The sequence below is a fragment of the Antarctobacter albus genome (genome assembly GCF_900101505.1).
Lineage (GTDB): Bacteria > Pseudomonadota > Alphaproteobacteria > Rhodobacterales > Rhodobacteraceae > Antarctobacter > Antarctobacter albus.
In genome coordinates, this window is record NZ_FMZI01000012.1 from 1 (window position 1) to 25,050 (window position 25,050).

Consider the following 25,050-nt stretch of genomic DNA (forward strand, 5'->3'; position numbering starts at 1 on the left):
GAAGGCAGAGAGACCCGGACGGCCTGTCTGCCTTCGCCGGCCGTATTGACTTGTGCAGCCCCGGATCAGACTTGCCCGAACGTGATGTTCTTACGCAGGTCGGCGGGCACATCGGCGAGCCGACCGCCATTGCCCAGGTCCAGAGCGCCTTGCCACACCACCCGCGCACGCAGGCGGGGCGTCTGGCGCAGCGGGGTGACGGCCTGGCCCTCCAGAGGCGCCGACAGGGTCCATCCCTCGTCGGTCAGGTCGCGCCATTCGACGTCCAGGTGGATCGCCGCATGGTGCACCAGGCTGCGCAACGCGCGCGGCGGCAGCGTGGCCCCCTGGGCGATCTCCGCGCGATGGGCCTCTGGCGCTATCGGCTGAACGCTGTCCCCGGCCCGCACGGCGCCCACCTGCTGCGCGAGAGCCCGCGCGTGATAGCCGACCTCGGCAATCAGCGCCCGACGCCGGACGCCCTCGCGCAGGGACGGCGCGTCCAGGTCGGCATCCGACAGCTCGGCCAGCTTGCGGGCGAAATAGGCCGCGCCGCGCCGGGCCAGCAGCAGATCCCCTGCCGGGGCCGAGGCCGCATCATAGCGCGCCCCTGCCCCCTGACGCGCGCGCAAGGCCTCGCGCGCGGCCTGTTCCTCGGCCGTCAGGCTCATTGCCCTTCGACCGCCGTCCGCATGAAATTCAGACGCTCCATGATCGGCGCATCGGAAAAGCGGAACAGGTCGAACTGGGTTTCCGCCTGCAAGGACCACGGCACCCAGGACGGGATCACGAACATGTCGCCCTTTTCCAGCCTGTGCGTCTCGCCCCCCATGACAACCGCCCCTTGCCCCTCGAAGACCTGGAACACGGTCGACCCGACTTCGCGCCGCTCGGGCGTCTCGGCCCCGGCGCGCAGGCGGTGGAACTCGCAGCGGATCGTCGGCATCACGTCGCCGCCGGTGGTCGGGTTGACGTAGCGGATCGCCGCGTGGCCCTGTTCGACGGTGGCCGGCATGCCCTCATCCTCCAGCAGCAATTGCTGGGTCAGCGCCTGGTCGGTGAACTCCCAGCGATAGGCGCCGATGGGCGAGGCGACGGTGTCCTGCAGGTGCGACAGGGGCCGCAGGCCCGGGTGGCACCACAGGCGTTCGCCCTGGGAATAGTTCGGCGTGGCATTGTCGGTGACCCGTTCCGCGCCGAACTCGAAGAAGCCAACGTCCATCTGCTGGCTGAAGGGAATGTCCAGCCCGTCGATCCAGGCCATCGGCTCGGTCGCGACATTGTGGTGCCCGTGGAACCGCCAGCCCGGCGTCAACAGCAGATCGCCGCGCGACATCCGCACCGGGTCGCCGTCGACCACCGTCCAGACCCCCTCGCCCTCGACGACGAAGCGAAAGGCGTTCTGGGCGTGGCGATGCTCGGGTGCGTTTTCGCCGGGGCAGAGGTACTGGATCGCGGCCCAGAGCGTGGGCGAGACATAGGCCCGCCCGCCAAGCCCGGGGTTGGCGAGGCCGATGGCGCGACGTTCGCCGCCCCGGCCCACCGGCACCAGTTCGCCAGACCGCTCGGCCAGTGGCAAAAGATCGGCCCAGCGCCAGACATGGGGCACGGCCTTGGGCCTGGGGTGCAGCGGCATCAGGTCGCCGGTCTGCGTCCACAGCGGGTTCAGGTGATTGTCCTTGAACCCCTGGTATAGCGCGCGCAGCTCCGGCGTGTCCTCGGGTTGCATGGCGTTGTCCATAACTCTCCTCCTTGGAAACGCGTTGTCAGGCCGCGTCGGGCTGGTTGGGCGGGGACGCGTCGCGGAAGGCGGGCAGCGCGTCGAGCTCCGCGAAGATCCGCGCGATGGTCGGCCAGTCCGCGACCGGGATGTCAAAGCGCCGGTTGTTCCAGACCTGCGCGTAAAGGCACAGATCGGCCAGCCCCGGCGTATCTCCGTGACAGTAGCGACCGGTCCGCGCGTCCTGCAACGCCTCTTCTAGAGCGTCGAAAGTGGTGGCAACCCAATGCGTGAACCAGGCCTTCTGCGCCGCTTCATCGGCGCCGAACTGGTCGCGCAGGCGGAACAGGACCCGCAGGTTGTTCAGCGGATGGATCTCGCAGGCGATCATGCAGGCCAGGCCGCGCACCCGGGCCCGGCCCAGCGGATCGGCGGGCAAAAGCGCGGGCTCCGGGTGGGTCTCTTCCAGCCATTCGATGATGGCCAGCGACTGGATCAGGGTCGTTCCGTCCTCCAGCTCCAGCGACGGCACCAGGCCTTGCGGGTTCTTGGCCAGGTACTCCGGCGTCCGCGTCTCTCCCTTGCGCAGGGCGTAGGCCAGGTAGTCGTATTCCAGCCCCTTGAGGTTCAACGCGGCGCGCAGCCGCGTCGAGGTCGACGAACGAAAGAAGTTGTGCAGCGTCAGGCTCATGCGCGGGGGCCGATATGGGTGGTGCAGGTGCCCAGGCCCTCGACCTCGACGACGCAGGTATCGCCGGGCTGCAAGGGGCCGACGCCGGCAGGCGTGCCGGTCATGATCAGGTCGCCCGGCTTCAGCGCGAAGGACTGCGACAGGATCGAGATCATCTCGGGGATGGACCAGATCAGTTCGCTGAGGTCGGCCTCCTGCTTGACCTCGCCGTTGACGGTCAGCTTGATCGCCCCCTTGGAGGGATGACCCACGGCAGAGACCGGGTGGATCGGCGCGATGGGGGCCGAGTTGTCGAACCCCTTGCCAAGATCCCAGGGGCGGCCCTGCTCGCGCGCCTTCAGCTGCAGGTCACGGCGGGTCAGGTCATTGCCGACGCCATAGCCCCAGACGTGATCCAGAGCCTTGTCCTCGGGAATGTTCACACCGCCGGTGCCGATCACGGCGACGAGTTCGGCCTCATAGTGAAAGTTCTCGGTCTGCGGCGGATAGGGGATCGTCGCGCCGTCCTCGACCACCGCATCGGCGGGTTTGAGAAAGAAGAACGGCGGATCGCGGTCCGGGTCCTTGCCCATCTCGCGCGCGTGGGCGGCATAGTTGCGCCCGATGCAGAAGATGCGCCGCACCGGAATACGGTCCTCGCTGCCTGCAACGGCGATCGAAGCCTGCTGCGCGGGAGGGAAAACATAAGTCATTGAGTTTCCTTTCCTAATTTGATCATTTGAGATGTAGAGCCTTTCCGCTCCCGTCCGTGATTGTTTTCGGAGTTGATGATTGACCGCACAAGACCGCGGGTCTGGCCACCGACAACATACAGAGTTCATACCGCATCCTTGCCTGCATCCCTTGCGCCCGAACCGATCTCTGCGGATCTGGATCGTGATGCACAGTCGTCCAACCCACCGGGAGGATGGCCGGGCATCGAGGCGCATTCCCGGAAGATGCGTGCTCTGCAGCCCGCGCACACCGAAGGGTCGAGTGCAGGCACCACTTTGGCGATGGCATCGTGCTTGCTGAGATGGATACGGTCCCGCCCCAGAACTGAAAGAACCTTCATGCGGGCAAGTTTCGCAATCGTGCGAGGTGCCTTGATCTGCAAGTGGAACGTGCCATCTCGACTTGTCCGCCGAGCCGCCTCTTCGAGGATCAGATCGGCACCTGGAAGGTCCACCTCACCTACCCCTTTCAGAATGAAGATCATGTGCTTCTGCTGCGGCCTGTCGACCTCGAACCGGCGAAACTGCCGACGGAGGTACTCGACCGACCCGAAATAGAGCGATCCTTCGAGGCGTGTCACCATGAGTTGCGGGCACTCGGCCAAGTGGTGGCTGGCGGCCAGCCGGAAAGTGCGGCCGGGTGTGCTCGGATCAGGGGCGCCGACACCGAGGAAAGGCCTGGATGTCCCGCGCAGGAACAGCGCGAGCGACAAGAGGACACCGGCAAAGATCGCCATATCGAGATCCACCAGCATCGCCACCACGAAGGTCACCAGCGCGATGGCGGTTTCCGACGAGGAACCCGCCACGATGTGGCGAATCTCGCGCATGTCGATCAGCCGCCATGCAACGAGCAGGATAACCCCGGCCATGCCGGGGACCGGCACATAGGCGAACAGGGGCGCGACGAGCAAAAGTATCAGGAACAGGAAGCACGCCGAGAAGATGGCAGACATCGGTGTGACCGCGCCGCTGTCGAGGTTGACCCCGGACCGTGTGAAAGAGACGGTGGACGGGTAGCACTGGAAGAGCCCGCCAACGACGTTCGACGCCCCCTGCCCCAGGAACTCCCGGTTTGCATCGACCAACTGACCGGAACGGAGCGCCATGGCCCGCGCGACAGAGATGGCCTCAAGCAGACCGACGATGGCAATGGCGGCGGCCGAACCACCGAAATCACGGATAAACCCGAAAGAAAGAGCCGGGGCGGCCAACAGGGGTATCACGCTGTCGATCGCGCCGACCGTGGCGATGCCGGCATCTGCACCGCCCAACAAGATGCTGGCGACGGTCGAGGCGCAAAGCGCGATAAGGTAATTGGGCCAGGAGGCGCGGAAATAGCGAATGACAACGGCCGTCATGATCGCAACAGCGGCGATCACCGCGGACCGGGGGTCCGCCTGTGGGATCGCGCGAAAAAGTTCGGTTGCGAGATCGGCCACGCTGGCAGTCTTGGGGAGATCGACTCCCAGGACATGTTTGGCTTGGCTGAAGGCGATCAGGATGGCAGCCCCTGTCACGAAACCGGTCATGACCGAATGCGAGACGAACTCGACGGCCTCGCCGAGGCGCGCCAACCCCATGATCAGTTGCAGAATACCGACCATGAAGGCCAGCGCAATGGCCGCCGACACGAACTCCGGGCTGCCGGGCTCGAAGCTGCCCGAGAGCGCGCCAAAGACCAAGACCGAGATCGCCGTCGCAGGCCCGGAAACGGCTTGCCAGCTGGAGCCGACCAGCGCTGCGATCACCGTGGGTACCATCGCGGTGTAAAAGCCCGTTTCCGGCGGCAGACCGGCGATGGCCGCGAAGGCCACGCCTTGCGGCAAGACCAGGGTGGCCCCAGTCAGGCCTGCGATGACGTCCGAGCGAACCGAGCTGGGCGACACTTTGTACCGCCAGTCCGGCGCCAGTGCGGCGATCCATTTTCGGGTGGTCGTCATTCCAAATGCCCCAATCTCCTGTTGCCTTCAGTGGGACATGAAGACAGGGACGGTGGCGGTACCGATCACTTCGGTCGTCACTCCACCAAAGAGATCGTGGCGGAACTTCGAATGCTCGAAGGCCCCCATGACGATCAGCCGGGCGCCGAGTTCCTTCGCCGACATCTCGATCGTCTGGGCAATCGAGGCATGGCCTTGAGCCCGGTGTTCGGAAACCGCTTCGATGCCGTGGCGTTTCAGGTGACGGAGCAAAGCATCGACATGGTCCGGCGCGGTTGATTTTCGACCGACTGTGAGGATCGTCACCCGGGCCTTCTCGGCAAGAATGTCCACGGCATCGCCAATGGCCCGCGCCGCAGCACGACCGCCATCCCAGGCGACCACGGCATGGTCGGCAAGCGCGTCGGCTTCGTAATCGTCAGGCACGACAAGAACGGGCCGGCCGCTTTGCAGCGCCAAGGTGTCCGGGTGGGCGGACAGATGGTCTTCGTCCGGTCGGGCGGAATGCGCGCCGGTCACGACCATATCGAAACAGCGCGCGAACGCGCTCAGAGGCCCGGCACTGTCAGGATCGAGATCGACGAACTCGGCGCGGTCCGGTTTGTATCCTTCGGCGACTGCGGCTTGGAACCGGGCCCGCGCCTCGGCGATGCGCGCATTGTCTGCCTCGCGAAGTATACTGCGGACCGCTTCAGGGATTCTTGCACTCGAACTGCGCTCCAGTGCATGCCTGCCGTGACAAAGAACGCCGGTGAGCCATGCGTCGTGATGACGGGCCATGCGGATGGCATGGTCCAGGCCGCTGGCCTGGCCGTCTTCGCCGCTATAGGCGCAGAGAATGTTTCGGATCGTCATCGTGTACTCCTCATGCCAGACCGGTGGGAAATGGCGCCCGGTCCACGGCGTCCATCTCGGCGCGCGCAAGCCGCTCGGTCAGGTGCGCGCGGACACCGGCATGATCGGGGCAGTCCCACAGGTTCACGAACTCACCGGGATCGGCTTCGAGATCGTAGAGTTCGCCCCATTCGACACCGCAAATCAGGCTGAGCCGCCAGCGCTCCGTTCGCAGCGTATGCACGCGGGGGCCAATGCCGATGTTGGGGTTTTCCTTCTGGTGGTCATATTGGACCAACGCGGCGTCGCGGCCGCCTTCCAACAGGGGGCGCCCCTGCATCCCGATGGCACTTTCGATCCTTGCGCGTTCCAGAATGGTCGGACCAATGTCATGTGTCTGCCCGATCTGGTCTGCCCGCGTGCCGGCCTTTCCATCCCCCGGCTCGGACCAGATGAAGGGAACCCGGATCAACTGTTCATAGTGTTCAGCGCCCTTCAGCAGCATGCGATGGTCGCCCAAATGGTCGCCGTGATCCGAGGTGAATATCCCGATCGCCTCCTGCGCCGCCGGAAGAGACCGCACGCGGCCCACCGCCTCATCGATCATCGAGATCATCCCGCAGGTCAGCGCCTGGGCTTCCTGCGCCTCGCGCGGACTGCAGCCAATGGTTCCCATACCTTTCAGCGCGGCTCGCCCTGCCTCACGTTCTTCCATGATCCCGGCCACATGCGGCGGCGGCGTCCAGTCGTTCCTCTGGAATGCCTCGGGGACAGGAAAATTCTCTGGGGCATACATGTCCCAGAACCGGCCAGGCGGGTTGAAGGGATGATGCGGATCGGGGAAGGAGACCATTAGGAAAAAGGGCTGTTCTTGGTCTCCATTTTCCTCAAGCCAGGCCATTGCCCGTTCGGCAATGTAGCTTGTCGAATAGAGTTCCTCGGGGACCGCCGTACGCACGGCTTGCGGACAAACGTAGTCGTGGTCCAACTGGTTGGTAGGGCCAACCAGTGAGGCGGCCTCCGGACAGCGTTCCAGAAGCCAGGCGGTATAGTCGCCGCCGACCTCGTCACCGTGACCGGTCACCAGCTCGACATGATCGAAACCGTAGAATGGCGTTTCTACCCGCGGCTGCGGCCCGGCCCAGAAATCGGGTTCTTCCTGGGAATAGACCGGACTCAAAAGATCGTGGCGCACGGCCTCGGCGAGCGCGCCTGACGCACGGTAAAAACCGGGTCTCGTCTCGCTCCGCGGCAGGATTGCGGGCTTTCCGGTAAAGTTCTGCAGGTGGCTTTTGCCGATCAGGGCTGTCTTATAACCCGCGTCTTTCAGAAGTTCGACGAAGGTTACGTTCTGCTTGGACAGGGGAATGCCGTTTGACCTTACACCGTGGCTCGACGGCATGCGTGCGGTCATGAGGCTGGCACGGTTCGGCATGCAGACCGGGCTCGATACATAGAAGCGGTCAAAGCTGACCCCCTGAGCCGCCATGGCGTCGATGTTCGGCGTCTTCACCAGCGGATGTCCATAACACCCGAGGAAGTCCGCGCGATGCTGGTCGGTGATGAAGAGGATAAAGCTGGGGCGGTCAGACAAAGTCCAACTCCTTCCGTCGTGCGATGAGGAATTCATAGGAGAGCACCGCAAGCCCGGCCGCGAGGGTCAGCCCGCCGCCGGCCCACAGACCGCCCGGGAGGACAAGTCCCGGCACCAGCAGCAAGATGCCGAGAGCCAGGTAGCTGAGACGAAGCGGCGCCGAGAGCGGGTGGTTGAGATACCCGATGATGCAGGCAGAGACGAGCCAGACACCGATGGTCGCGCGGGCGACGGCAAAGACGATCTCGATCACCGAGCCGTCCATGATAAGAGCAGGGTTCACGACAAAGACGAAGGGAATGACATAGGCCGCCCATCCTAACTGAACCGCCGACCAGCCCGTCCGCATTGCGCCGGTCCGCGATATGGCCGCCGCAGCAAAAGACGCGACCGCGACAGGCGGCGTGATCATCGACATCATGCCGAAGTAGAGAACGAAGAGATGCGCCGAGATCAGGTTGACCCCGAGTTCGACCAGTGGCGCCGCGACCAATGTCGAAAGCAGGGCGTACACTCCCACGGTCGGCATGCCCATTCCCAGAATGATGCAGAGGATCGCAGCGAGGATGAGCAGTAGCGGCAAGCTAGAGTCACCGATGGCGAGGATTGCTCCGGTGATCGCGAAGAGGACGCCGGAGTCGTTCAAGGCCCCGATCACGATCCCTGCCGCTGCGGCGATGAAGATGATGCCAACTGAGGCTTCGGCGGTGTCGCGGAACGCCTGCACGATCTGCGCCAGACCGGGCCGCGCGCCCCTGTATCCAAAAACCACGAGGGCGAGGAACATTGCAGCAGTGGACGCCAGTGCCGCGTATTCCGGTCGCCATGCCAGGAAGAAGAGGCCGAAGATCAGCACCGCGAAGGGCAAGATGAAGACCCAGCCCTGGCGCAGAGCCTCGCTCGCGGATGGCAGGTCCTTCCCTTCAACGCCCTTGATACCATCCCGTCCGGCCATCAGGTCGATCTGGAGGAAGAGTGCGAGATAGTAGAGGAACGCGGGGATCAGCGAGGCAACGACGATGACGGAGTAGTCAGTTTGCGTCGTCACCGCCATAAGAAAGGCGGCGGCGCCCATGACTGGTGGAACCAATTGGCCGCCAGTGGATGCAACGGCCTCGATGGCCCCGGCAACCTGGGCCTTGTAGCCCGCCTTCTTCATCAGCGGGATGGTGACCATTCCCGTGGACACCACGTTGGAGACGGCCGATCCGGAGATTGCTCCGAAGAACCCGGAGGCGGTCACCGCGATCTTTGCAGAGCCACCGCGGGATCTGCCCATCAGGGCAGCAGCAAAATCGGAGAAAAACTCACCGCCACCCGTGGCCTGCAGCATCGACCCCATGAAGATGAAGGCGATCACCACGGCTCCGACGATGGACAGGGGCGCGCCAAGGATGTTGCCGTCCATGTAGGCCATCTTGTAGAGGAAGCTTTCCGGTCGGAACGGGCGCCCGGTCAGCGGCGACGGCAGGTATTGCGCAAAGATGGCAATCAACAGCGCGCCGATCACGATGATGGTCAACGCAGGTCCCGCGGTGCGCCGCATCCCTTCGATCAGAACCAGGATGGTGATGGCAGCCAGCGACAGCCCCAGCGTCCCGTAGTCGCGAAAATTGGCCTGGTCGATGAGCTCGGGAAACATGACGATTGTCGTGATCATCGCTCCAGCACCGATCAGAGCCAGCGGAACGTCGATGAAACGAGACAATCTCGGGCGGGACCGGAGGAACGGATGGGTGAAAAAGATCACAACCGTGGCCAGTGCCATCAGAAAATACAGGTACTGGCCGCCAAAGAAGTTGAAGCCAAGCATCCTTTGGACGCTGAGCGCCCAAAGGATCGCTGCCGCAACCATCAAGAAACCCAGGACGTTCACGAGACGAGCCGTCGTCATGTTCGATCCTCCTATTCTCATTTGAGTGCTGCCTGCGCCCCCGCGGGCGGTGACCCGCAGGGTTCCGCCGGGCTTTATTCCCAGACGCCTTGTTCTTCGAAAAAGCGGATGGCGCCGGGGTGGTAGGGGATCGGAAGCTTGGGGTCCGCCATCATGTCGAGAGACATCTTGCCAAACTGCGGATCCGCCTTGGCCAGGTGTTCGGCATTCCTGGCGATACCGGCGACCACCTGATACACGGTCTCGTCATCGACTGCGTCAGTGACGAGAATAACGAAGGGGGCGGTGATCACAGTCGCGTCCTGCCCGGTGCGGGCAGTTGTTCTGCCGATCGAAGCGCCCGGCGCGAGATCGGCCAGGGCAGCCTGTTCAGCTTCGCCGTCGGGGAGGTTTACAAACGTCACACCGACTGAGGCATCCGCCTTGGCGACCGCGCCGGCCGAAATCGAGAAGATTGATGCATCCAGCGATCCGTCGATCAGTTCGTCGATGGCCTGAACGCCGTTCTGGACGGGAATGGGCTGCACGTCGTCGAAGCTCATGCCGGAAACCATGAAGGCTGCGTTCATGAACACGTCCAAATTGCGCTGCGAGGTGTACTCGGAGGCAACGCGTTTGCCTGCGAGGTCTTCGATTTTTTCAATCCCATCGCCTTGCCGGGAAATGATGCCGAGTTCGAGCGGGTAGACGACCGTCGCAATCCGCAGTCCGGGATAGGGCCGCCCCTCGAAGGACCCTACTCCTGCGTAGGCCTGGGCAGCGGCCGTGATATTGGCAAACGAGAAGTCGAACTCCCGGTCGGCCATCGCAGGGATGATAGCGCTGGGTCCGCCCAAAGGAACGACGATGAACGATCGGCCGATGCTCTTGCCAACGATGTTGGCGATTGCCGACCCCGACACATAGGCCAAGGATCCCTGTGGATTGGTCCCGATAGCGACTGGAGCCTGTGCCGAAACCTGCCCGGCCCAAAGGGCGCCGGACAACGCCGCAATAGCTGCGAAGATACGCATGATGATTCCTCCCTGTTAACGCTGCGGCAATATCGCTTGCGCAGAAAATTGACTCAAAGTTGATTTCGGCCACTTACTTGAGATTTTTGCACGGTATCTGATGCGACATCCTGGAGTTCTGCTGCAAGGGACCGCGCCAACGGCGTCAACCCCGATTCACTACGTGTCGAGATGCCCACGTTTCCCTGCGTGGCTGCCGTGTCCACAGCCAACGCACTAAGTACGCCGGAGCGTAGATCCCCTTCGACGGCTCCCCATGGCGCAATCCACACCGCGTCCGTCTGCAGGCAATAGGCGCGTGCAAACGGCGATGAGACGGTCTCGACCACGTCAGCCACCTTTTTTACACCCGCCGCGATCAGCATTTGCTCGGCATCCCGGCGGATGATCGTGTCGGCAAGAGGGATGACAAAGGTTTGCTCTGCCAAAGACGCCATGAACTCTTCGTGCAGTTCGAGAACGAGCAGCGGGTGGCCCGGACGAACCACTGCGGCAAGTTGTTCCTGGTAGAGGATCTGGAAGTCGATACCGGCCATGTCGTCCGGCGCAGCAAGCCGACCGATCACGAAATCCAGTTCACCGACCCTCAGCGCCTGCATCAGAACAGGATTGGTCCCAGTCACGACGGAGACCGGACAGCCGGGATTTCGCGCCTTGAACCGTGCCACCGCGGTTGGAAGAACGCGTTCAGCGGCATTGGGCAGAACGCCGACGATCACCGATTGGCGCGCATCCTTGCGGGTTCGCGCAATTTGTTCGAGCCCCTGTTTCAGGGCCGTCACGCTGGCAGAAACGTGGCGATAGAACGTCTCACCCGCCGAGGTCAGCACGATGCCCGCCCGGTTTCTCTCCATCAACCGTGCATTGATGATTTCCTCTAGTTCACCCAGCGTTCTGGAGGCGGCCGACTGTGTGATGTTGAGCTGATGGGCCGCTGCGATGATGGACCCACTTCGAACGATCTCCAGGAAGCAGGTGAGATGCCGCTGTTTGATCCGGTTGTCCATCCTTCATCCTTTGCAATAAGACGCAATCGAAGCGAATACAGGTTTCCGCCACGAGGCCGGACCGCCCCCTGCTTCTCCCCGCGATAGAACGTGAAACCAGTACGATCAGCGACGGATCAGGTGCTCGGCCCTTCCGGTCAAAAGGCGACGTCGCTTTGCCTCGATGGTCCACGATCAAGGTCGAGGTTTGGCCAAGACGATGACCCCGCCCCCGCTGCGCCGACGACCATTGTTTGGTCCACTACCAACCTCAAGCACGGCGATGGCGAGAGCGAGATCCTTGGGCGATTACTGGGTCTTCAGTTGCATCCTGCGGTGCTTGTGCGCCTGGTAGATACTCAAGGCCACCGTTCCCAGCGCCAGGACAAGGCAGACAAGGCTGACCGGGCTGGTCAGGAAGATGGTATAATCTCCACGCCCCAGCAATAGCGCGCGCCTCAGGTGTTCTTCGGCCATCGGCCCCAACACCATGCCCAGAAGCACCGGAGCGGCCGGCAGGTCCATGCGCCTTGCGCAATAGCCGACAAAGCCGAACCCGATGCAAAGGAGGACGTCGAAGACATTGCGCGACACCGAATAGGCCCCGAAACAAATAAAGAACAGGATGATCTGGTAGAGGATCGTGTAGGGCACCTTCAAAAGGCGGATCCAGAGTCCGATCAGCGGCAGGTTCAGGAAGATGAGAATCACGTTGCCCACCCAAAACCCTGCAATTACGCCCCAGAAAAGATCCGGGTTGTTCGAGATCACGCGCGGACCCGGCTGGATCCCGTGGATCATCAACGTTCCGAGGATAAGCGCCATGGTCGCACTTCCGGGGATGCCGAGCGCAAGCGTCGGAATGAAAGCCGCCTGCGCAGCAGCGTTGTTGGCAGCCTCGGCCGAGGATATGCCCTCGACCGCGCCCTTGCCAAATTTCGACGGGTTCTTTGAGATCTTTTTTTCCACAGCATAGGCGACGAAGGAGGAGATCGCAGCTCCGGCACCCGGCAGGATGCCGATGAGTGACCCCAGCCCGGTCCCGCGGCCGATCGGGCGTGCGGCCTCGCGCCAATCCTGACGGGTTGGAATCATCGACCGCCATGAGACGTCGATCGAGGGAGAACGCCGAGTGTCTCCCCCATCGGCGAATTTCCACAGGATCTCTGTCACGCCGAACAACCCCAAGGCAACCACGACCATGCTCACCCCGTCCAGCAGGCTTTCGCTGCCGAATGTAAACCTGGGGTAGCCCGTCTGAACCTCGATGCCCACAAGGCCGATCAACAGTCCGAAAATGATCATGACGAGGCTGCGGGTGATCGAACTCGCAGCGATCGTGCTGGACGCGATCAGAGCTAGCAGGATCAGCGAGAAATACTCGACCGAACTGAACGACAGCGCTACTGAGACCAGCGGCTTGGCGAAGGCCATCACCAACAGGATTGCCGAACAGCCGCCAACGAAGGACGCCAAAGTGGTCAGGGTAAGCGCAACACCGGCCCGCCCTTGTTGCGACATCGGATAACCGTCGAGGCAAACCACCGCTGAGGGCTCGCTGCCGGGCAAGTTCAACAGGATCGCCGCCGTCGATCCGCCATACATCGTTCCGAAATAGATTCCGGACAGCATTACAATGGCGTCGACCGGTGTCTGGGTGAAGGTCAGCGGCAACAGCAGGGACATGCCCGCAAGCGTACCGATCCCGGGCAGCACACCTATAAAGGTTCCCATCAGCGCACCGATGAAACAGGCGAAAAGGGTCGAAACCGTCAGGACGACGTCAAAACCCTGAAGAAGATTGGCCAGCATAGTCGGTTCCCCTCAGTACAGGTCCAGGATCAGGCTGTCGCTCAGCAAGGTCTTCAAGCCAGCGATAAACAGACACAATCCGACAGAGGTGAGCAGGACTTTCTTCCAGGAATATTCGCGTTCAGCAAATTCACTGATGCCGATCAGTCCGAAAATCGCGGCGAACATGCCCGAATATTCGACCAGGAAGGCAAATGACGCCATCGCGGCCGAAATGGCGATCAACGGACGCCAAAGAAAGCCGGGCACGCGATCCTCGTACTTCGGCACATCCCAGAAGAAGGCGAGGCCGAGACAGGTCAGCAGAATGCCTAGCCCCATCGGCACAGCGCCGGGCCCGATCCGCCGGAGACTGCCCAGCGGATACCCCGTTGCCTCGGCAATCGCCAAAAGGCCGAGACCGGTGATCGCGATGCTGCCGATCAGCCGTTGCCCAACGCGGCCCTGTCCGGCCCGCCCCAAAATGTCCTTGATGTCCATAGCCTCCTCCCAAAGCTTGTTTTCAGGCACGTGCCAGTGGGAATGGCGCTTCATCAACCGTCGTCATCATCTTTCGCGACAGAAGCTCGAACATTCGGGCACGCAAATCCTGGTAGTCAGGGTCGTCAGCGAGGTTTCGCATCTCCAGCGGGTCCTCTTTCAGATCATACAATTCGACCCAATCCTCTGGATCGTAGATCGAAAGCCGGTATCGGTCACTGATCACCGAGCGTGCACGAATGGGAACCGTCATCCCAAAGGCAGGCGCGTGCCCGTCTTCCTCGATCAGCACGGCCTCATGTGCGGTTTGTCGCTCTCCCCGGATTACTGGCATCAAGCTCTGGCCCTGCATCCCGTAGCTCGGGGCCAAACCCGCCCGATCAAGGATCGTACGAGCGATATCGAGCGATCCGCTCAACGCCTCGGTGCGACGCGGCCCGCCCGCGTGATCCGGTTCTGACCAGATGAACGGCACCCGGACCAACCCCTGGTAATGCAGCGCGGCCTTCAGCATCAGCCCGTGGTCGCCCATGAAGTCACCATGATCCGATGTGAAAATCACCACGGTATTTTCACGCAGACCAAGTGAATCCAGCCGATCAAGAAGCCGGCCAACGGCATCGTCGATCATGGCGATCATGCCGTAGGTCAGGGCAATCGCCTCGCGGGCCTCGCGCTCGTTCACGGTAAAGGCCACGGTGCTCTGTCGATTGACCCCCGACGCCTGGTGCATCTGTCGGACAGGCGGTGTCATCTTGGACTCGTCCAGTTTGAGCAGGCTTTCGGGCACGGGCATGTCATCGGGATCGTAGAGATCCCAGTAGTGGCCCGGCGGTGTGAAGGGGTGATGCGGATCCGGAAAGGAACAATGCAACATGAACGGCTGATCCGACTCTGCGGCCTCGTCCAGCCAAGCCAGACTGCGCTCCTCGATGTAGCGGGTGGGGTAGAGTTCTTCTGGGACCTTCGTCCGATAGGCTTGCGGGATTGTGTATCGGTCATCCGGCAAGGCGTTGGCTGGACCGCGCAAGCTGTCGGGGTCCTCGGTGCGCTCGGCGAGCCAGCGGTGATAGTCGCCGTGCACCATGTCGCCATGCATCGTGCAGAGTTCCACGTGATCAAAGCCGTAGAACGGCAGTTTGATCACATGCGCTGGGTCGTCGCGCCAACGATCCAGGGCCTCCTGATCATAGGGCCCCTCGGACCAGGCCTTGTGCCGTTCTTCGCGCAAGTCGATTGGCGGCGGTGTCCCATCAACGGCCTCGCGCTCCATCTGAGGTGGCAGGTCGGTCATGGTCTGAAGATGCGATTTACCGATCAGCGCGGTGCGGTATCCCCCTGCAGACAACAGATCGCACATGGTCGTCGAGTCGAGCCGGAGCGGAACGCCATTCCGCTTCACGCCGTGCAGGGACGGCATGCGCCCCGTCATGATCGTGGCACGGTTGGGCATGCAGATCGGCGTCGCCACATGGAAACGGTCAAAGCTGACCCCGTTTTCTGCGATCCGGTCAATCGAAGGCGTGCGAAGGACCGGGTTTCCGTAAGAGCCGACGTGGTCGGCTCTTTGCTGATCCGTGCTGATCAGAATGAAATTTGGACGATCGATCATGTCGGGTCACTGGCCCAGGTCGAGTGTGGACATGAGTTCGCCAAACCCATCCGCCTGCACTTTCAGCACCTCCAAGAAGTCCGCTCCGGGCAGATAGGCAGGACTGATCGACAGAGTGTCCAAGTATTCCACGAATGCGACCGATGTGGCGGTCTTTTCACTGACCTCTTGAAGGACTGCGACCACCTCGTCGGGCGTGCCAGCCGGGACGAATACCCCCCACGACGGGATGTGATCGACCTCCGGGTAGCCCAGTTCTGTCATCGTCGGCACATCGGGCAGTTTTTCCAGCCGCTCGGGAGCCGTCGTGGCCAGCGCCTTGACCGACCCATCCTGTATGTAGGCCATAATCGAACCGGTCACGACAGGCATCATGTCGACCTCGCCACTGACCAGCGCCAAGATCGCCGGACCGCCACCGCGATAGCCGACATGCAAGAGATCAACGCCACTGGCCTGTTTGAGTTTTTCTCCAGTCAAATGCATCTCGCCCCCCGCGCCGGAAGATGAGAAACTCAGGTAGCCCGGATCATCCTTGGCCACGGCAAGAAAATCCGCAAGCGTGTCGAAACCGGAGTCACTGCGCACCGAGAACAGGATGGGCTGGGCTGCGATACGCGCCACCGGGATCAGATCTTCGGCGGGATCGTAGGTTGCCGGCGGGGTCGCATGTTCGGCCATCGTGTAGGGCGCCGTAGGAGCAAAAAGCAGGGTGTAGCCGTCCGCATCCGACCGGACAACATCCTGCGTCCCGATGAAGCCGGCTGCTCCGCCGATGTTTTCAACAATCACATTCTGCCCGAATGCTTCAGTCAGTTCCTTGGCAAACGCCCGGCCCAGAACGTCCGTACCGCCACCCGCCGCGAACGGCACGACCATTCGGACCACCCGCTCCGGATAGCCTTCCGCCGTGGCCGAACCGGCCAGCGCCACAAGCGCCAGTGATGAATATTTTGCATATTTCAGAAAATAACGAGCCAACACTTCATCGTCCTCCCTTGATGTTCGCGTTCACATGAGGGAAAGTTGCGAAGGGCCCTCTCAAAGTCAAATCACTTACCGTCATGACCCATAACCAAATGGAATAATATGCTCGCTCGGGACCTGAGATATTTCGTGATGCTCAGCCGGACGCGGCATTTTACCCGCGCCGCAGAAGAACTTGGCATCACGCAGCCCGCGCTCAGTAAGGGCATCCGCAGACTGGAGGAAACGATACGCGCCAAGCTGGTCGTGTCGTCCAACCGCAGGTCGGTGGAACTCACCGAGGCCGGTCAGGTCTTTGCGAGTCGCGCCCGCATCATTCTCGGCGACATAGATGCCGCCGTGGCCGAGGCGACGATGCAGAGCGGTCAAGCCCGCGGCAATCTTCGGGTTGGCGCCGGACCGATCTTTGCGGATGAATACCTGCCCACCGCAATCGCAGATCTGGTCGAGCGCTTTCCCGACCTGTCGTTCTCGGTGATCGCAGACCTGAACACCAAACTGCTGGACCGACTGCAAGAGGGCGATCTGGACTTGGTCTTCTGCACGACATTCGAGGTTCCCAAGCTGCCGCAACTGTGCAGCGAAGACCTGGACATCAATGCGATGGTAATCCTGTTCCGAAAAGGCCACCCGCTGGAAGACCGCGAAACACTCCAGCCCAGAGACCTGACAGAGTATGAATGGGTCATGCAGGAATCGAGCTATCTCACTCGAAAATGGCTGGAGAACAAATTCGCCACCCTTGACCTGCCACCACCGCGCATACGCGTCGAAACCGCAGCCCACCGCTTTGCCCAGCACCTGGTCGAGCGCACCGATTTACTGTCATTCCTACCCGCACCGGGCGTTTTGCCGAACCTCTGCCAGCGCTTTGTTCCGGGACTGGAGTGGGAGCGCAGAGTGGGCGCCGTCTATCGGGGCGATGGCGTCCTACCGCCGGCAGCCCGGCTCCTGATCTCGGCGATGAAAAAACTCTAAGCCGAAACGCCCAATCCACAATTCGGAAACCCGGCAAACATCGGTCGCGGTTCGACCATTCGCCCTTGCGGCAAATGCCGGCAGCCTCTTCAGTCGGCATCCGCGCGCCCCGTCCCGACCGGGGAGGCCAGCGAAAGCTTCTGGCAATAGCGCATCAGACAGGCGACCTGCGCCGCGTCCGGGCGGACGGCTGCCGGATCCACGCCGACAAGCGTCACCGCAGCCTGCACTTCCTCCTGCCAGTCGAGGATCGGCGCAGCAGCAGCGACCAAGCCTGGAATGAACCGGCCATCCACGCTCGCATATCCGGTCCTACGGATCGAGGCGGCAAGCGCCTCGAGACCTTTGTTGCTCGGAACCGCGTCGGGCAGGAAGGCCGGATTTCGGACCGCGCGGCGCAACTCAGTCTCACGCGCCTTCTGGGTCGCAGGCCGGGGCGCGTAAGCCAAGAATATCCGGCCCGTTGCCGACGTCAGAAGGGGCAAAGTCGTCCCAAGGCCGATCGAGGTCACCGTCGGCGACAACCCCCTTTGCCAACGCACGACCGTTGCACCTTCATTTGCCCAAACGGCCAGAAGCACCGTCATGCCAGTCTCGGCGGCCAGGTCCGACAAACCGTCCGCAGCAGTGTTGACAAAGTCGTGCCGGGCCAGAGCCGCGAGGCCAATCCGCATAGCTGCGGCGCCAAGATCGTATCGGCCCGAACGCCCCTCCTGCTTGACCAGCCCGGCCAAAACGAAAGAGGCGAGATAACGATGCGTCTTGCTGAGGGGCATCCCGCAACCGCGGGCAATGTCCGATAGCGTCATGGCGCCATCCTGCCGCGAAAGGAAATCCAGGACACCCAGCGCCGTGTCCAGGGATTTCAAGCCCTGGCTTGCCTCATCCGCCATAATGCCTACTCAACATTTCCCTGAAGTCAGTGGTGTCGCCAGCGACAATACCGTTTTCGCCACGCGTGAAAAGGCAACGAACCTCCGTGCCCTCGAAGGCAAGGTTGTCACCGACGCGCCCGGTATAGCTCAGAGTCAGGGTGCGCCTCGCCCATTCAGAGACATGTCCCTCAATCAAGAGCGTGTCGCCATCCCGAATCGGGCTGCGAAACCTGGCGCCCACTTCGACAAGGCCGATGCCAACAATGCCGAGAGCATCGCAAATATACTGATGTCCGCCCAGCGGGCGCAGCATGTGGTGGAACGCCCCATCCATCCAGCGAAAAATGTTTGGATAGAAGACAATAGCCGCTGGATCACAATCTCCGAAGACGACTTGGACAGGGTTCGTAGCGCGCATCATAGATTTCCGAATTGTACAATTAATTGCATATTTCAGAAATGTAGCTTAACCCCTTCCGCAGGTCCAGAGACTTTGGGAGGAGCCATGTCTGAGTTGAAAACCATCGAGATCCTGGGCGGAGGGCCGGGAGGGCTGTATACGGCGATACTTGTTCGCCGGCTGCTGCCCGACGTGAAAGTGCGCGTCACTGAGCAAAACCCCGAGGGCGCAACCTTCGGATTCGGAGTCGTTTTTTCGGATCGCGCTCTCGACTTTCTCAAAGCCGACGACCCCGAGACACACGAATTGATCGTTCCGCACATGGAATGTTGGCGTGACATGACACTGAACCTGCCCAATGGCTCCGTGACGCTCGACGGTGTCGGCTTCACCGCAGTGGGCCGTCTCGAATTGATCGAGATCCTCAAGGGACGTGCCCGTGATCTAGACGTGGAGATTCGGTTCGGCACGACGGTCCGGACGGTTGAGGAGCTCGGAGCTAATCTGGTGGTCGGCGCCGATGGATTGAACTCCCTTGTCCGGCGCTCCTTCGAAGGCCAGTTCAAACCAACCCTTGAATATTTCGACAATCATTTCGCGTGGTTCGGAGCAACGGTCCCCTTCGATACGCTGACCCAGACCTTCATTGAAACCGACAAGGGACCACTGAACGCGCACCACTACCGGTTCGCGCCGGGCCGCTCGACCTTCATCGTCGAGTGCGAGCACGAGACCTACAAAAACTACGGTTTTGACAGGATGCCCGAAGACGAGAGCGCGAAACTCTGCAGCCAATTGTTCGGAGACGTGCTGCAGGGCACCGAGTTGATCACCAACAAGTCCATGTGGCGTCAGTTCCCGCGTCTATGGTGCGAAAACTGGGTCGCCGGACGCAAGGTGCTGCTTGGTGATGCCGTTCACACCGCGCATTTCTCGATCGGGTCCGGAACGCGGTTGGCCATGGAGGACGCGATCGCGCTGGTCCATGCCCTCAAAGATCATCCGGACTTGGATGACGCCCTTGCCGCCTATCAAGCGGGTCGCCCCCCCATCGCCCGCAAGATCGTGGATGCGGCCAATACCTCTGCGACATGGTACGAAAGCTTCGGCGTGAAGATGCGTCTACCGCCATTGGCATTTGCCCATGACTACCTGATGCGGTCCGGTCGGATCACTGAAGAACGCCTGCGCAAGATCGCTCCGCGCTTTGCGGCCGAATACGCGAACGCCCAGGCGACCGGCGTCTGACAGCCGACAAGAACGGCCGCCGCCTTTAGGAAACCCGAAATTGGAACGGACAATTGCGCGCTAGGCGCCCTGTCCAAAACAGCGAGCTATTTGTGGCACAAACAATGAGCGACATGACAAAACGGAACATCGGCCTTCAGATTATCGACCATGTCACCGACACGGCCCCCGGATCCAAAGAGATTGGCTTTGTCAAATCAGAACATCGGAATTGCTCTGAAATCCTCTGGCAAAACCTGGAGCGCAACCCGGACAGCGTCGCGGTCATCAGCCCACAGGGCCAGTTGACCTACGCCGAATTGATCGCTGAAGCGTCTCGCTGGGGCAACGCCTTTTCGGCGGCGGGGCTGGAACGCGGCGAACGGATCGTCTTTTTCCTCGACGACACACCGACATTCCCGGCCGCCTTCTTCGGCGCCGTGCGGGCGGGGTTCGTCCCGGTCCTGCTCAACATCCAGACGAAACCCGACGTGCTGAATTATTTCCTGCAGGACAGCGGCGCCCGCTACGCCGTGGTCGATGGGGATCTCTCAACGATCTTCTCCGAAGAGACGCTGAAGGGAACCCAGCTTGAGACCAGCGTGATTGCGAACGGACCTTCCCTGTCCGCAGGCCAGATCAGCGCCATGGAGTTCCTGAAAGACCAGCCGGTCAGCCTGCAAGCCACGGGAACCGGCCCCGACGATATGGCATTCTGGATGTATTCCTCTGGGTCTACGGGACGCCCGAAGGGTATCGTCCACCTGCACCACGATATGGCCTATGCGCAGGCCAGTTTCGGAAAGCATGTCCTCAAGCTGACACCCGACGACATCTGTTATTCGGTGCCGAAAGCCTATTTCGCCTATGGGTTCGGAAACTCGGTCATCTTTCCCTTTTCCGTCGGCGCGGGCTCGGTCTGGATTCCGGGCCAACCGCGTCCAGAGGTGGTCCTCGATGCAATCGAGACCTACCGACCGACCGTACTGTTCGGTTTGCCGACGCTCTACACCGCGCTGGCGCGGTCTGAAAAGATCAGCGCATGCGATCTGTCATCGCTGCGCCAGTCCATGTCCGCGGCCGAAATCCTGTCAGAGGACATCTACAACGCTTGGAAGAGTATGACCGGGCATGGCCCGACAGAAGGTTTGGGCTCGACAGAGATGCTGCACGTCTATTTGTCCAACAGGCAGGACGATCATCGGATCGGCGCCGCGGGGGCCCGAGTACCGGGTTACGAGATCCGCCTCGAGACACCCGATGGCGCGCCTGCGGCGCCGGGAGAGGAAGGTGTCATGTACGTTCGGGGACACTCTTCAGCGCCGACGTATTGGAACCGGCCTGACAAGACCGCCGAAACCATGCGCGGCGACTGGATCTATACAGGTGACCGATTTGTCGAACGCGATGGCTACTATTATTTCCAGGGACGCGCGGACGAGTTGATCAAGGTGTCCGGACAATGGGTCTGGCCGCTGGAAGTCGAACGCTGCCTGAACGAACATCCCGACGTCCACGAATGTGCGGTGCTTGCGCATCAGTTGGAAGACAAGCGGATGGCATTGAGGGCTGTCATCAAGCTCGTAGACGGTGTGTCGATGGACGAGGCGCAAACCACAAAATTGCGCACATTCGTGAAAACACAGCTGACTCCGTACAAGTCCCCTCGCCTCATCGAATATGTGGCGGAACTTCCCAAGACCGGCACCGGCAAGATCGATCGAAACGCTCTGCGTCAAAGCAGGCCCGCCGCCGCCTGAACCGCCCCGGGTTTACCGGAGAGTAACAGGCTCGAAAGATAGCCGTGATGAGCAAGAGCCCCCACACCCCGTCCTACCCGGTCGAGCTCCGTGAGCGCGGCGTCCGGCTTTTCAAGGAACACGGCGCCGAGTATGCCAGTGACAACGCGGCCAATCGGGCGAGTGTGCCGAAGCTCGGCTGCTCGCCGGACAGCCTGCGCGTCTGGTGCCAGCGCGCCGAACGCGATGCCGGCGAACGGCCCGGCCTGACCAGGGCTGAGAGAGATCGGATCAAGGCGTTGGAGCGCGTGGTCCGGGGGTTGCGGACCGCCAACGAGATCCTGAAGAAGGCGCGCGCGTATTTCGCCCAGGCGGAACTCGACCGACCGGTCAGGACATGATCGCATTCATTGAGGAATGCCGGGACGAGTTCAGCGTCGGGTCGATCTGCAGCGTGCTGCCGATCGCGCCATCGTCCTATTACGCGCAGCTGGCCGTCCGACGCGATCCCTCCAGGGCATCGAAACGGGCGCGGCAGGATGAACGCGACAGCCGGGAAATCCGGCGTGCACTCAGCGAAAGCGGCGGCCGTTTCGGGGCGCGCAAGGTTTGGCATGCGCTGCGCCGGGAAGGATACGACATCGCGCGCAGCATCGTGGAAAGACTGATGAAAGTGTTGGGGTTACAGGGTGTTGTGCGCGGAAAGACGGTGCTGACGACCAATCCGGATACCTCACAGCCCTGTCCGACGACAAGGTGACCCGCGTCTTCGAGGCCCGGACGCCGAACCAGCTCTGGGTCAGCGATTTCACCTATGTCTCGACCTGGCAGGGGAAGGTCTATGTCGCCTTCGTGATCGACATCTTCGCCCGCCGGATCGTGGGCTGGCGCGTCTCCACCTCGATGACCACGGGGTTCGTGCTTGATGCCCTGAACCAGGCGATCTGCCAGAGAACGCCGTCAGACGCCGACGCGTTGATCCATCATTCCGGCAGGGGATCCCAATGCCTGCCGATCAAGTATACCGAGCGTCTGGCCAAAGCCGTCATCGACACCTCTGTGGGCAGCGTTGGCGACAGCTACGACAACGCTCTCGCCGAAAGCACCATCGGCCTGCTCAAGACCGAGGTCATCGACTTCCTCGGCCCGTGGAAATCCATGACGCAGGTCGAATGGGAAACCCTGAAATGGGTCGACTGGTACAACAACCGGCGCCTGCACAGCGCCATCGGATACCTCACCCCGCGAGAAGCAGAGGAGCCATTCTACGAAAGCTTGAACGCTCCCGAAAAAGCTGCCTAGTCATTGAACCAGAAAATCTAAGGTAAACCCGGGGCGGTTCAGCTTTCGGGCCTTGGCGAGAACCTGTGCCGCTTCGTAACGAACCTTGGCCAGGTTCATATCGCCCTTGAGCAGGGCCTCCCACTAGGCCAGCAGTTGATCCCACACCTCTTAGGCCTTGTGCCGCGCGACACCGAGGCTGTCCGTCTTGAGAGACATCTTGATGAAGGTGCGTCGTTCGACTTTCGCATAGCGAGTCGGGACGCGCCGCTTGAGATGATAGGTCGCCCCCCGGAGATAGCCGGGCATGCTTGGGCTCCTTTTGGAAGGAGATGCCACGAAAAGACATGGCGCGCTATGCCGCCTGCCAGTGATGCGAAATGTGGTGCAAAACGTAGTGCAAAATCAGCACCGCTAGGCGCCAGGGCCGACACGCTTCCGGAGAAGCCACCTTGTTTCCAAGGACTTGCGCTATTTTCATTTTGGGAGAAGTGGCAGCCCGTAGGGGCAGCCAAGAGCGCAACAAAGTCAAAGGCTTGGACTGCCCAACCCACATAGCTGCGGGCATTGAAATCATTGGCGAAATTTCAGGTCTGACCAACCTCAAAACCGTATCCGACGCAAACGAAAACCCCGGCGCGCTGGCGGGCGCAACCGGGGCTAAAGACGTTGTCGAAAGCGTCAAGTCGTGGCCGATTCATACCCCCAAACCCCGCTCTAGCGCAAGCCATGAGGTGCATCATGGCTAAGGCTTGGCGCTATGAATGGGCGGCGCACGTTCGCGCGTGTCGCGCCCTATCTTCGACCGCAAGGCTAGTCGCCCAGGTGCTGGCCCTGGACTTTGCCAACGGGGACACAGGGCAATGCAACCCATCCCGCTCGACCTTGGCCGATCACCTTGGCATGTCCCTGGACACGATCAAGCGCAGTCTGGCGGAATTGGAGCGTGAGGGCTGGCTTGCCAAGGTGGCAGGCCGTGGCAGGGGCAAGAAATCGAGCTTCACTTTCCTCTCGCCCGGAAAGGTTGTGCGAATGCCGGTAGCGGCCCAGACGCAAGCCGCCGAACGCCCCGTTCCAAGGCCACATGCCTCCCCCGAAAAAGGGGGCAAATCTGCACCCGATTGCACAGCGAAAAAGGGGGCAAATCTGCGTGGAAAAGGGTGCAAATCTGCCCCCTCCTATAATAATGATAGGAACCTTGTAAGAACCATAGGCGCGCAGGTGCGCGCTTGGCGCTCGCATACCTTCCTCGGAAGGAACTATCCCGGCCCTTCCCTGGTCAGAGAAGACAACTGGCAGGCGACAAGCGCATGGGGACGGTGGCTTCAGGCCAACGGCTACCCGCCGTTGCGAAACTTCCCGATCGTGAGCGACGAAAGAAAAGGCACGTTCTTTCACCTGCCGTCTAACCTCCCCCCTTCGTGCCCGGAGACCGAGCGCGAGGCCCGCGAATACTTCAATTCGCTCCTGGACGGGGAGGCGGCACGCCATGCAGCGCAGTAACGCCGCCACGCGCCGCCTCCAAATTCTGGAGACGGACACCCGCGAAGCGCTGGCCTCACTGGCCGGACGGGTTCACCGGCTTTGCCCGGATCACCGCGACCCTCACCGCTTCCACGAAGAGAAATCGGAAATCGCCAATGAGCTGGCGCAACTCGCAAGGAAAGCACGATGAAACTGACCATCACGGCCACCGACCTGGGGGAGATCGTCAAGCGCGATATCGAGATGCTGGATCGCACGCACATGGCGGTCATGGATGATATCGCCAAGGAAATCAAAGAGGACTGGCGCGACGATATCCGATCCGCAGGATTGGGGAACCGACTTGCCAATACCGTCCGGTCGAGACGCTACCCGACACACACGCATAGCTCGGACCCGGCGGCGCTGATCTGGACCAACGCCGACGATATCCTGGCATCCTTCGAAGAGGGCGCGCTCATCCGCTCGCAGCACGGTTTCTTTCTCGCCATTCCGTTGCCAGCGGCAGGCAATCGGCGAGGTGGTGGCCGAGTCACGCCCGAATTCATCGAGCGGCGCCTTGGCACGAAACTGCGCTATGTCCACCGCCCCGGAATGCCTGCCCTGCTGGTCGCCGATGAGCGGCTCAGCAAGAGCGGGCTGGCCGTCAAGTCCCGGTCAAAGACGGGGCGCAACCGGGCCAGCGTTCCCGTCTTCGTCCTGCTGCCACAGGTGAAGCTGCGCAAGCGCCTCAGTCTCTTCGACCGGGCGAACGCCATTGCCGACACCATCCCCCATCGCATCGACGTGCTGTGGCGGTGAGCGGGT

Annotated in this window: 23 protein-coding genes, 1 pseudogene and 1 other annotated feature; of the genes and pseudogenes, 7 read left to right on the forward strand and 17 right to left on the reverse strand. The window is 61.7% G+C overall.

Translation table 11 applies throughout. The annotated features are described in order from the left end of the window. Positions 1-65 precede the first annotated feature (65 nt). From BLQ71_RS19105 to BLQ71_RS19170, 14 genes are all read right to left on the reverse strand, one after another. Positions 66-650: a maleylpyruvate isomerase N-terminal domain-containing protein gene (locus tag BLQ71_RS19105; RefSeq protein ID WP_074622733.1), complete on the reverse strand. Its 585-nt coding sequence runs from the start codon at positions 648-650 to the stop codon at positions 66-68. Next, a complete protein-coding gene (locus BLQ71_RS19110; protein ID WP_074622734.1) occupies positions 647-1,720 on the reverse strand; it encodes a cupin domain-containing protein in 1,074 nt (357 codons plus the stop codon). The genes BLQ71_RS19105 and BLQ71_RS19110 overlap by 4 nt, the downstream gene beginning before the upstream one ends. Before the next feature lie 25 nt (positions 1,721-1,745). Beyond that, on the reverse strand, positions 1,746-2,390 hold the full coding sequence (maiA, locus tag BLQ71_RS19115; RefSeq protein ID WP_074622735.1) for a maleylacetoacetate isomerase: 645 nt from the start codon (positions 2,388-2,390) through the stop codon (positions 1,746-1,748). Further along, entirely contained in the window at positions 2,387-3,082 is a 696-nt protein-coding gene (locus BLQ71_RS19120) for a fumarylacetoacetate hydrolase family protein (RefSeq protein ID WP_043147157.1), read from the reverse strand. Before BLQ71_RS19120 ends, maiA begins: the two co-directional genes overlap by 4 nt. A 125-nt stretch (positions 3,083-3,207) precedes the next feature. Then, on the reverse strand, positions 3,208-5,046 hold the full coding sequence (locus BLQ71_RS19125) for a SulP family inorganic anion transporter (protein ID WP_074622877.1): 1,839 nt from the start codon (positions 5,044-5,046) through the stop codon (positions 3,208-3,210). A 27-nt stretch (positions 5,047-5,073) separates the two neighbouring features. Next, positions 5,074-5,901: a universal stress protein gene (locus BLQ71_RS26865; RefSeq protein ID WP_074622878.1), complete on the reverse strand. Its 828-nt coding sequence runs from the start codon at positions 5,899-5,901 to the stop codon at positions 5,074-5,076. Positions 5,902-5,911: 10 nt separating this feature from the next. Further along, positions 5,912-7,474: a sulfatase family protein gene (locus tag BLQ71_RS19135; RefSeq protein ID WP_043147161.1), complete on the reverse strand. Its 1,563-nt coding sequence runs from the start codon at positions 7,472-7,474 to the stop codon at positions 5,912-5,914. Further along, positions 7,467-9,368 carry a TRAP transporter permease gene (locus tag BLQ71_RS19140; protein WP_157923334.1) on the reverse strand — a complete coding sequence of 634 codons (1,902 nt, stop codon included), beginning with the start codon at positions 9,366-9,368 and terminating at the stop codon, positions 7,467-7,469. The genes BLQ71_RS19135 and BLQ71_RS19140 overlap by 8 nt, the downstream gene beginning before the upstream one ends. A 74-nt stretch (positions 9,369-9,442) precedes the next feature. Then, the gene (locus tag BLQ71_RS19145) at positions 9,443-10,381 is read right to left on the reverse strand and encodes a TAXI family TRAP transporter solute-binding subunit (protein ID WP_074622881.1); all 939 of its coding nucleotides are present in this window, start codon (positions 10,379-10,381) and stop codon (positions 9,443-9,445) included. Between the two features lie 53 nt (positions 10,382-10,434). Next, positions 10,435-11,388, reverse strand: a complete 954-nt coding sequence (gene pcaQ, locus BLQ71_RS19150; RefSeq protein ID WP_074622882.1) for a pca operon transcription factor PcaQ — start codon at positions 11,386-11,388, stop codon at positions 10,435-10,437. 288 nt (positions 11,389-11,676) lie between these two features. Beyond that, positions 11,677-13,179: a tripartite tricarboxylate transporter permease gene (locus BLQ71_RS19155; protein WP_043147164.1), complete on the reverse strand. Its 1,503-nt coding sequence runs from the start codon at positions 13,177-13,179 to the stop codon at positions 11,677-11,679. 12 nt (positions 13,180-13,191) lie between these two features. Further along, on the reverse strand, positions 13,192-13,659 hold the full coding sequence (locus tag BLQ71_RS19160) for a tripartite tricarboxylate transporter TctB family protein (RefSeq protein ID WP_074622883.1): 468 nt from the start codon (positions 13,657-13,659) through the stop codon (positions 13,192-13,194). A gap of 22 nt (positions 13,660-13,681) precedes the next feature. Then, positions 13,682-15,271, reverse strand: coding sequence for a sulfatase family protein (locus BLQ71_RS19165; RefSeq protein ID WP_043147167.1), 1,590 nt, complete (start codon positions 15,269-15,271; stop codon positions 13,682-13,684). Positions 15,272-15,277: 6 nt separating this feature from the next. Next, the gene (locus BLQ71_RS19170) at positions 15,278-16,252 is read right to left on the reverse strand and encodes a Bug family tripartite tricarboxylate transporter substrate binding protein (RefSeq protein WP_133065750.1); all 975 of its coding nucleotides are present in this window, start codon (positions 16,250-16,252) and stop codon (positions 15,278-15,280) included. A gap of 108 nt (positions 16,253-16,360) precedes the next feature. On the opposite strand from BLQ71_RS19170, the gene BLQ71_RS19175 reads away from it, so the two are divergent. After that, a complete protein-coding gene (locus BLQ71_RS19175) occupies positions 16,361-17,236 on the forward strand; it encodes a LysR family transcriptional regulator (protein WP_043147169.1) in 876 nt (291 codons plus the stop codon). A gap of 89 nt (positions 17,237-17,325) precedes the next feature. Here BLQ71_RS19175 and BLQ71_RS19180 read toward each other — a convergent pair whose 3' ends face one another. Further along, a complete protein-coding gene (locus BLQ71_RS19180) occupies positions 17,326-18,129 on the reverse strand; it encodes an IclR family transcriptional regulator (protein WP_074622884.1) in 804 nt (267 codons plus the stop codon). Continuing rightward, positions 18,119-18,532, reverse strand: coding sequence for an acyl-CoA thioesterase (locus tag BLQ71_RS19185; RefSeq protein WP_074622885.1), 414 nt, complete (start codon positions 18,530-18,532; stop codon positions 18,119-18,121). The genes BLQ71_RS19180 and BLQ71_RS19185 overlap by 11 nt, the downstream gene beginning before the upstream one ends. An 84-nt stretch (positions 18,533-18,616) precedes the next feature. On the opposite strand from BLQ71_RS19185, the gene cehH reads away from it, so the two are divergent. From cehH to BLQ71_RS19205, 3 genes and pseudogenes are all read left to right on the forward strand, one after another. Further along, entirely contained in the window at positions 18,617-19,759 is a 1,143-nt protein-coding gene (gene cehH, locus BLQ71_RS19190; protein WP_074622886.1) for a salicylyl-CoA hydroxylase, read from the forward strand. Between the two features lie 113 nt (positions 19,760-19,872). After that, a complete protein-coding gene (locus BLQ71_RS19195; RefSeq protein ID WP_074622887.1) occupies positions 19,873-21,498 on the forward strand; it encodes a benzoate-CoA ligase family protein in 1,626 nt (541 codons plus the stop codon). Positions 21,499-21,545: 47 nt separating this feature from the next. Then, a pseudogene (locus tag BLQ71_RS19205) lies at positions 21,546-22,779 on the forward strand (IS3 family transposase). Next, positions 21,833-21,949 (forward strand) — a sequence feature (AL1L pseudoknot). (Overlaps the previous pseudogene by 117 nt.) Positions 22,780-22,929: 150 nt before the next feature. Here BLQ71_RS19205 and BLQ71_RS26100 read toward each other — a convergent pair. Next, positions 22,930-23,067 (reverse strand): DUF6538 domain-containing protein, encoded by a 138-nt coding sequence (locus BLQ71_RS26100; protein ID WP_107992237.1) that lies wholly within the window; start codon positions 23,065-23,067, stop codon positions 22,930-22,932. Positions 23,068-23,499: 432 nt separating this feature from the next. On the opposite strand from BLQ71_RS26100, the gene BLQ71_RS27090 reads away from it, so the two are divergent. The 3 genes from BLQ71_RS27090 to BLQ71_RS19215 are packed head-to-tail and all read left to right on the forward strand — an operon-like array spanning position 23,500 to position 25,044. After that, on the forward strand, positions 23,500-24,261 hold the full coding sequence (locus BLQ71_RS27090) for a helix-turn-helix domain-containing protein (RefSeq protein ID WP_074622889.1): 762 nt from the start codon (positions 23,500-23,502) through the stop codon (positions 24,259-24,261). Next, a complete protein-coding gene (locus BLQ71_RS26105) occupies positions 24,248-24,433 on the forward strand; it encodes a hypothetical protein (RefSeq protein ID WP_133066183.1) in 186 nt (61 codons plus the stop codon). Before BLQ71_RS27090 ends, BLQ71_RS26105 begins: the two co-directional genes overlap by 14 nt. Continuing rightward, positions 24,430-25,044: a DUF6441 family protein gene (locus tag BLQ71_RS19215; RefSeq protein ID WP_074622890.1), complete on the forward strand. Its 615-nt coding sequence runs from the start codon at positions 24,430-24,432 to the stop codon at positions 25,042-25,044. Before BLQ71_RS26105 ends, BLQ71_RS19215 begins: the two co-directional genes overlap by 4 nt. The last annotated feature ends 6 nt before the right edge of the window (positions 25,045-25,050 follow it).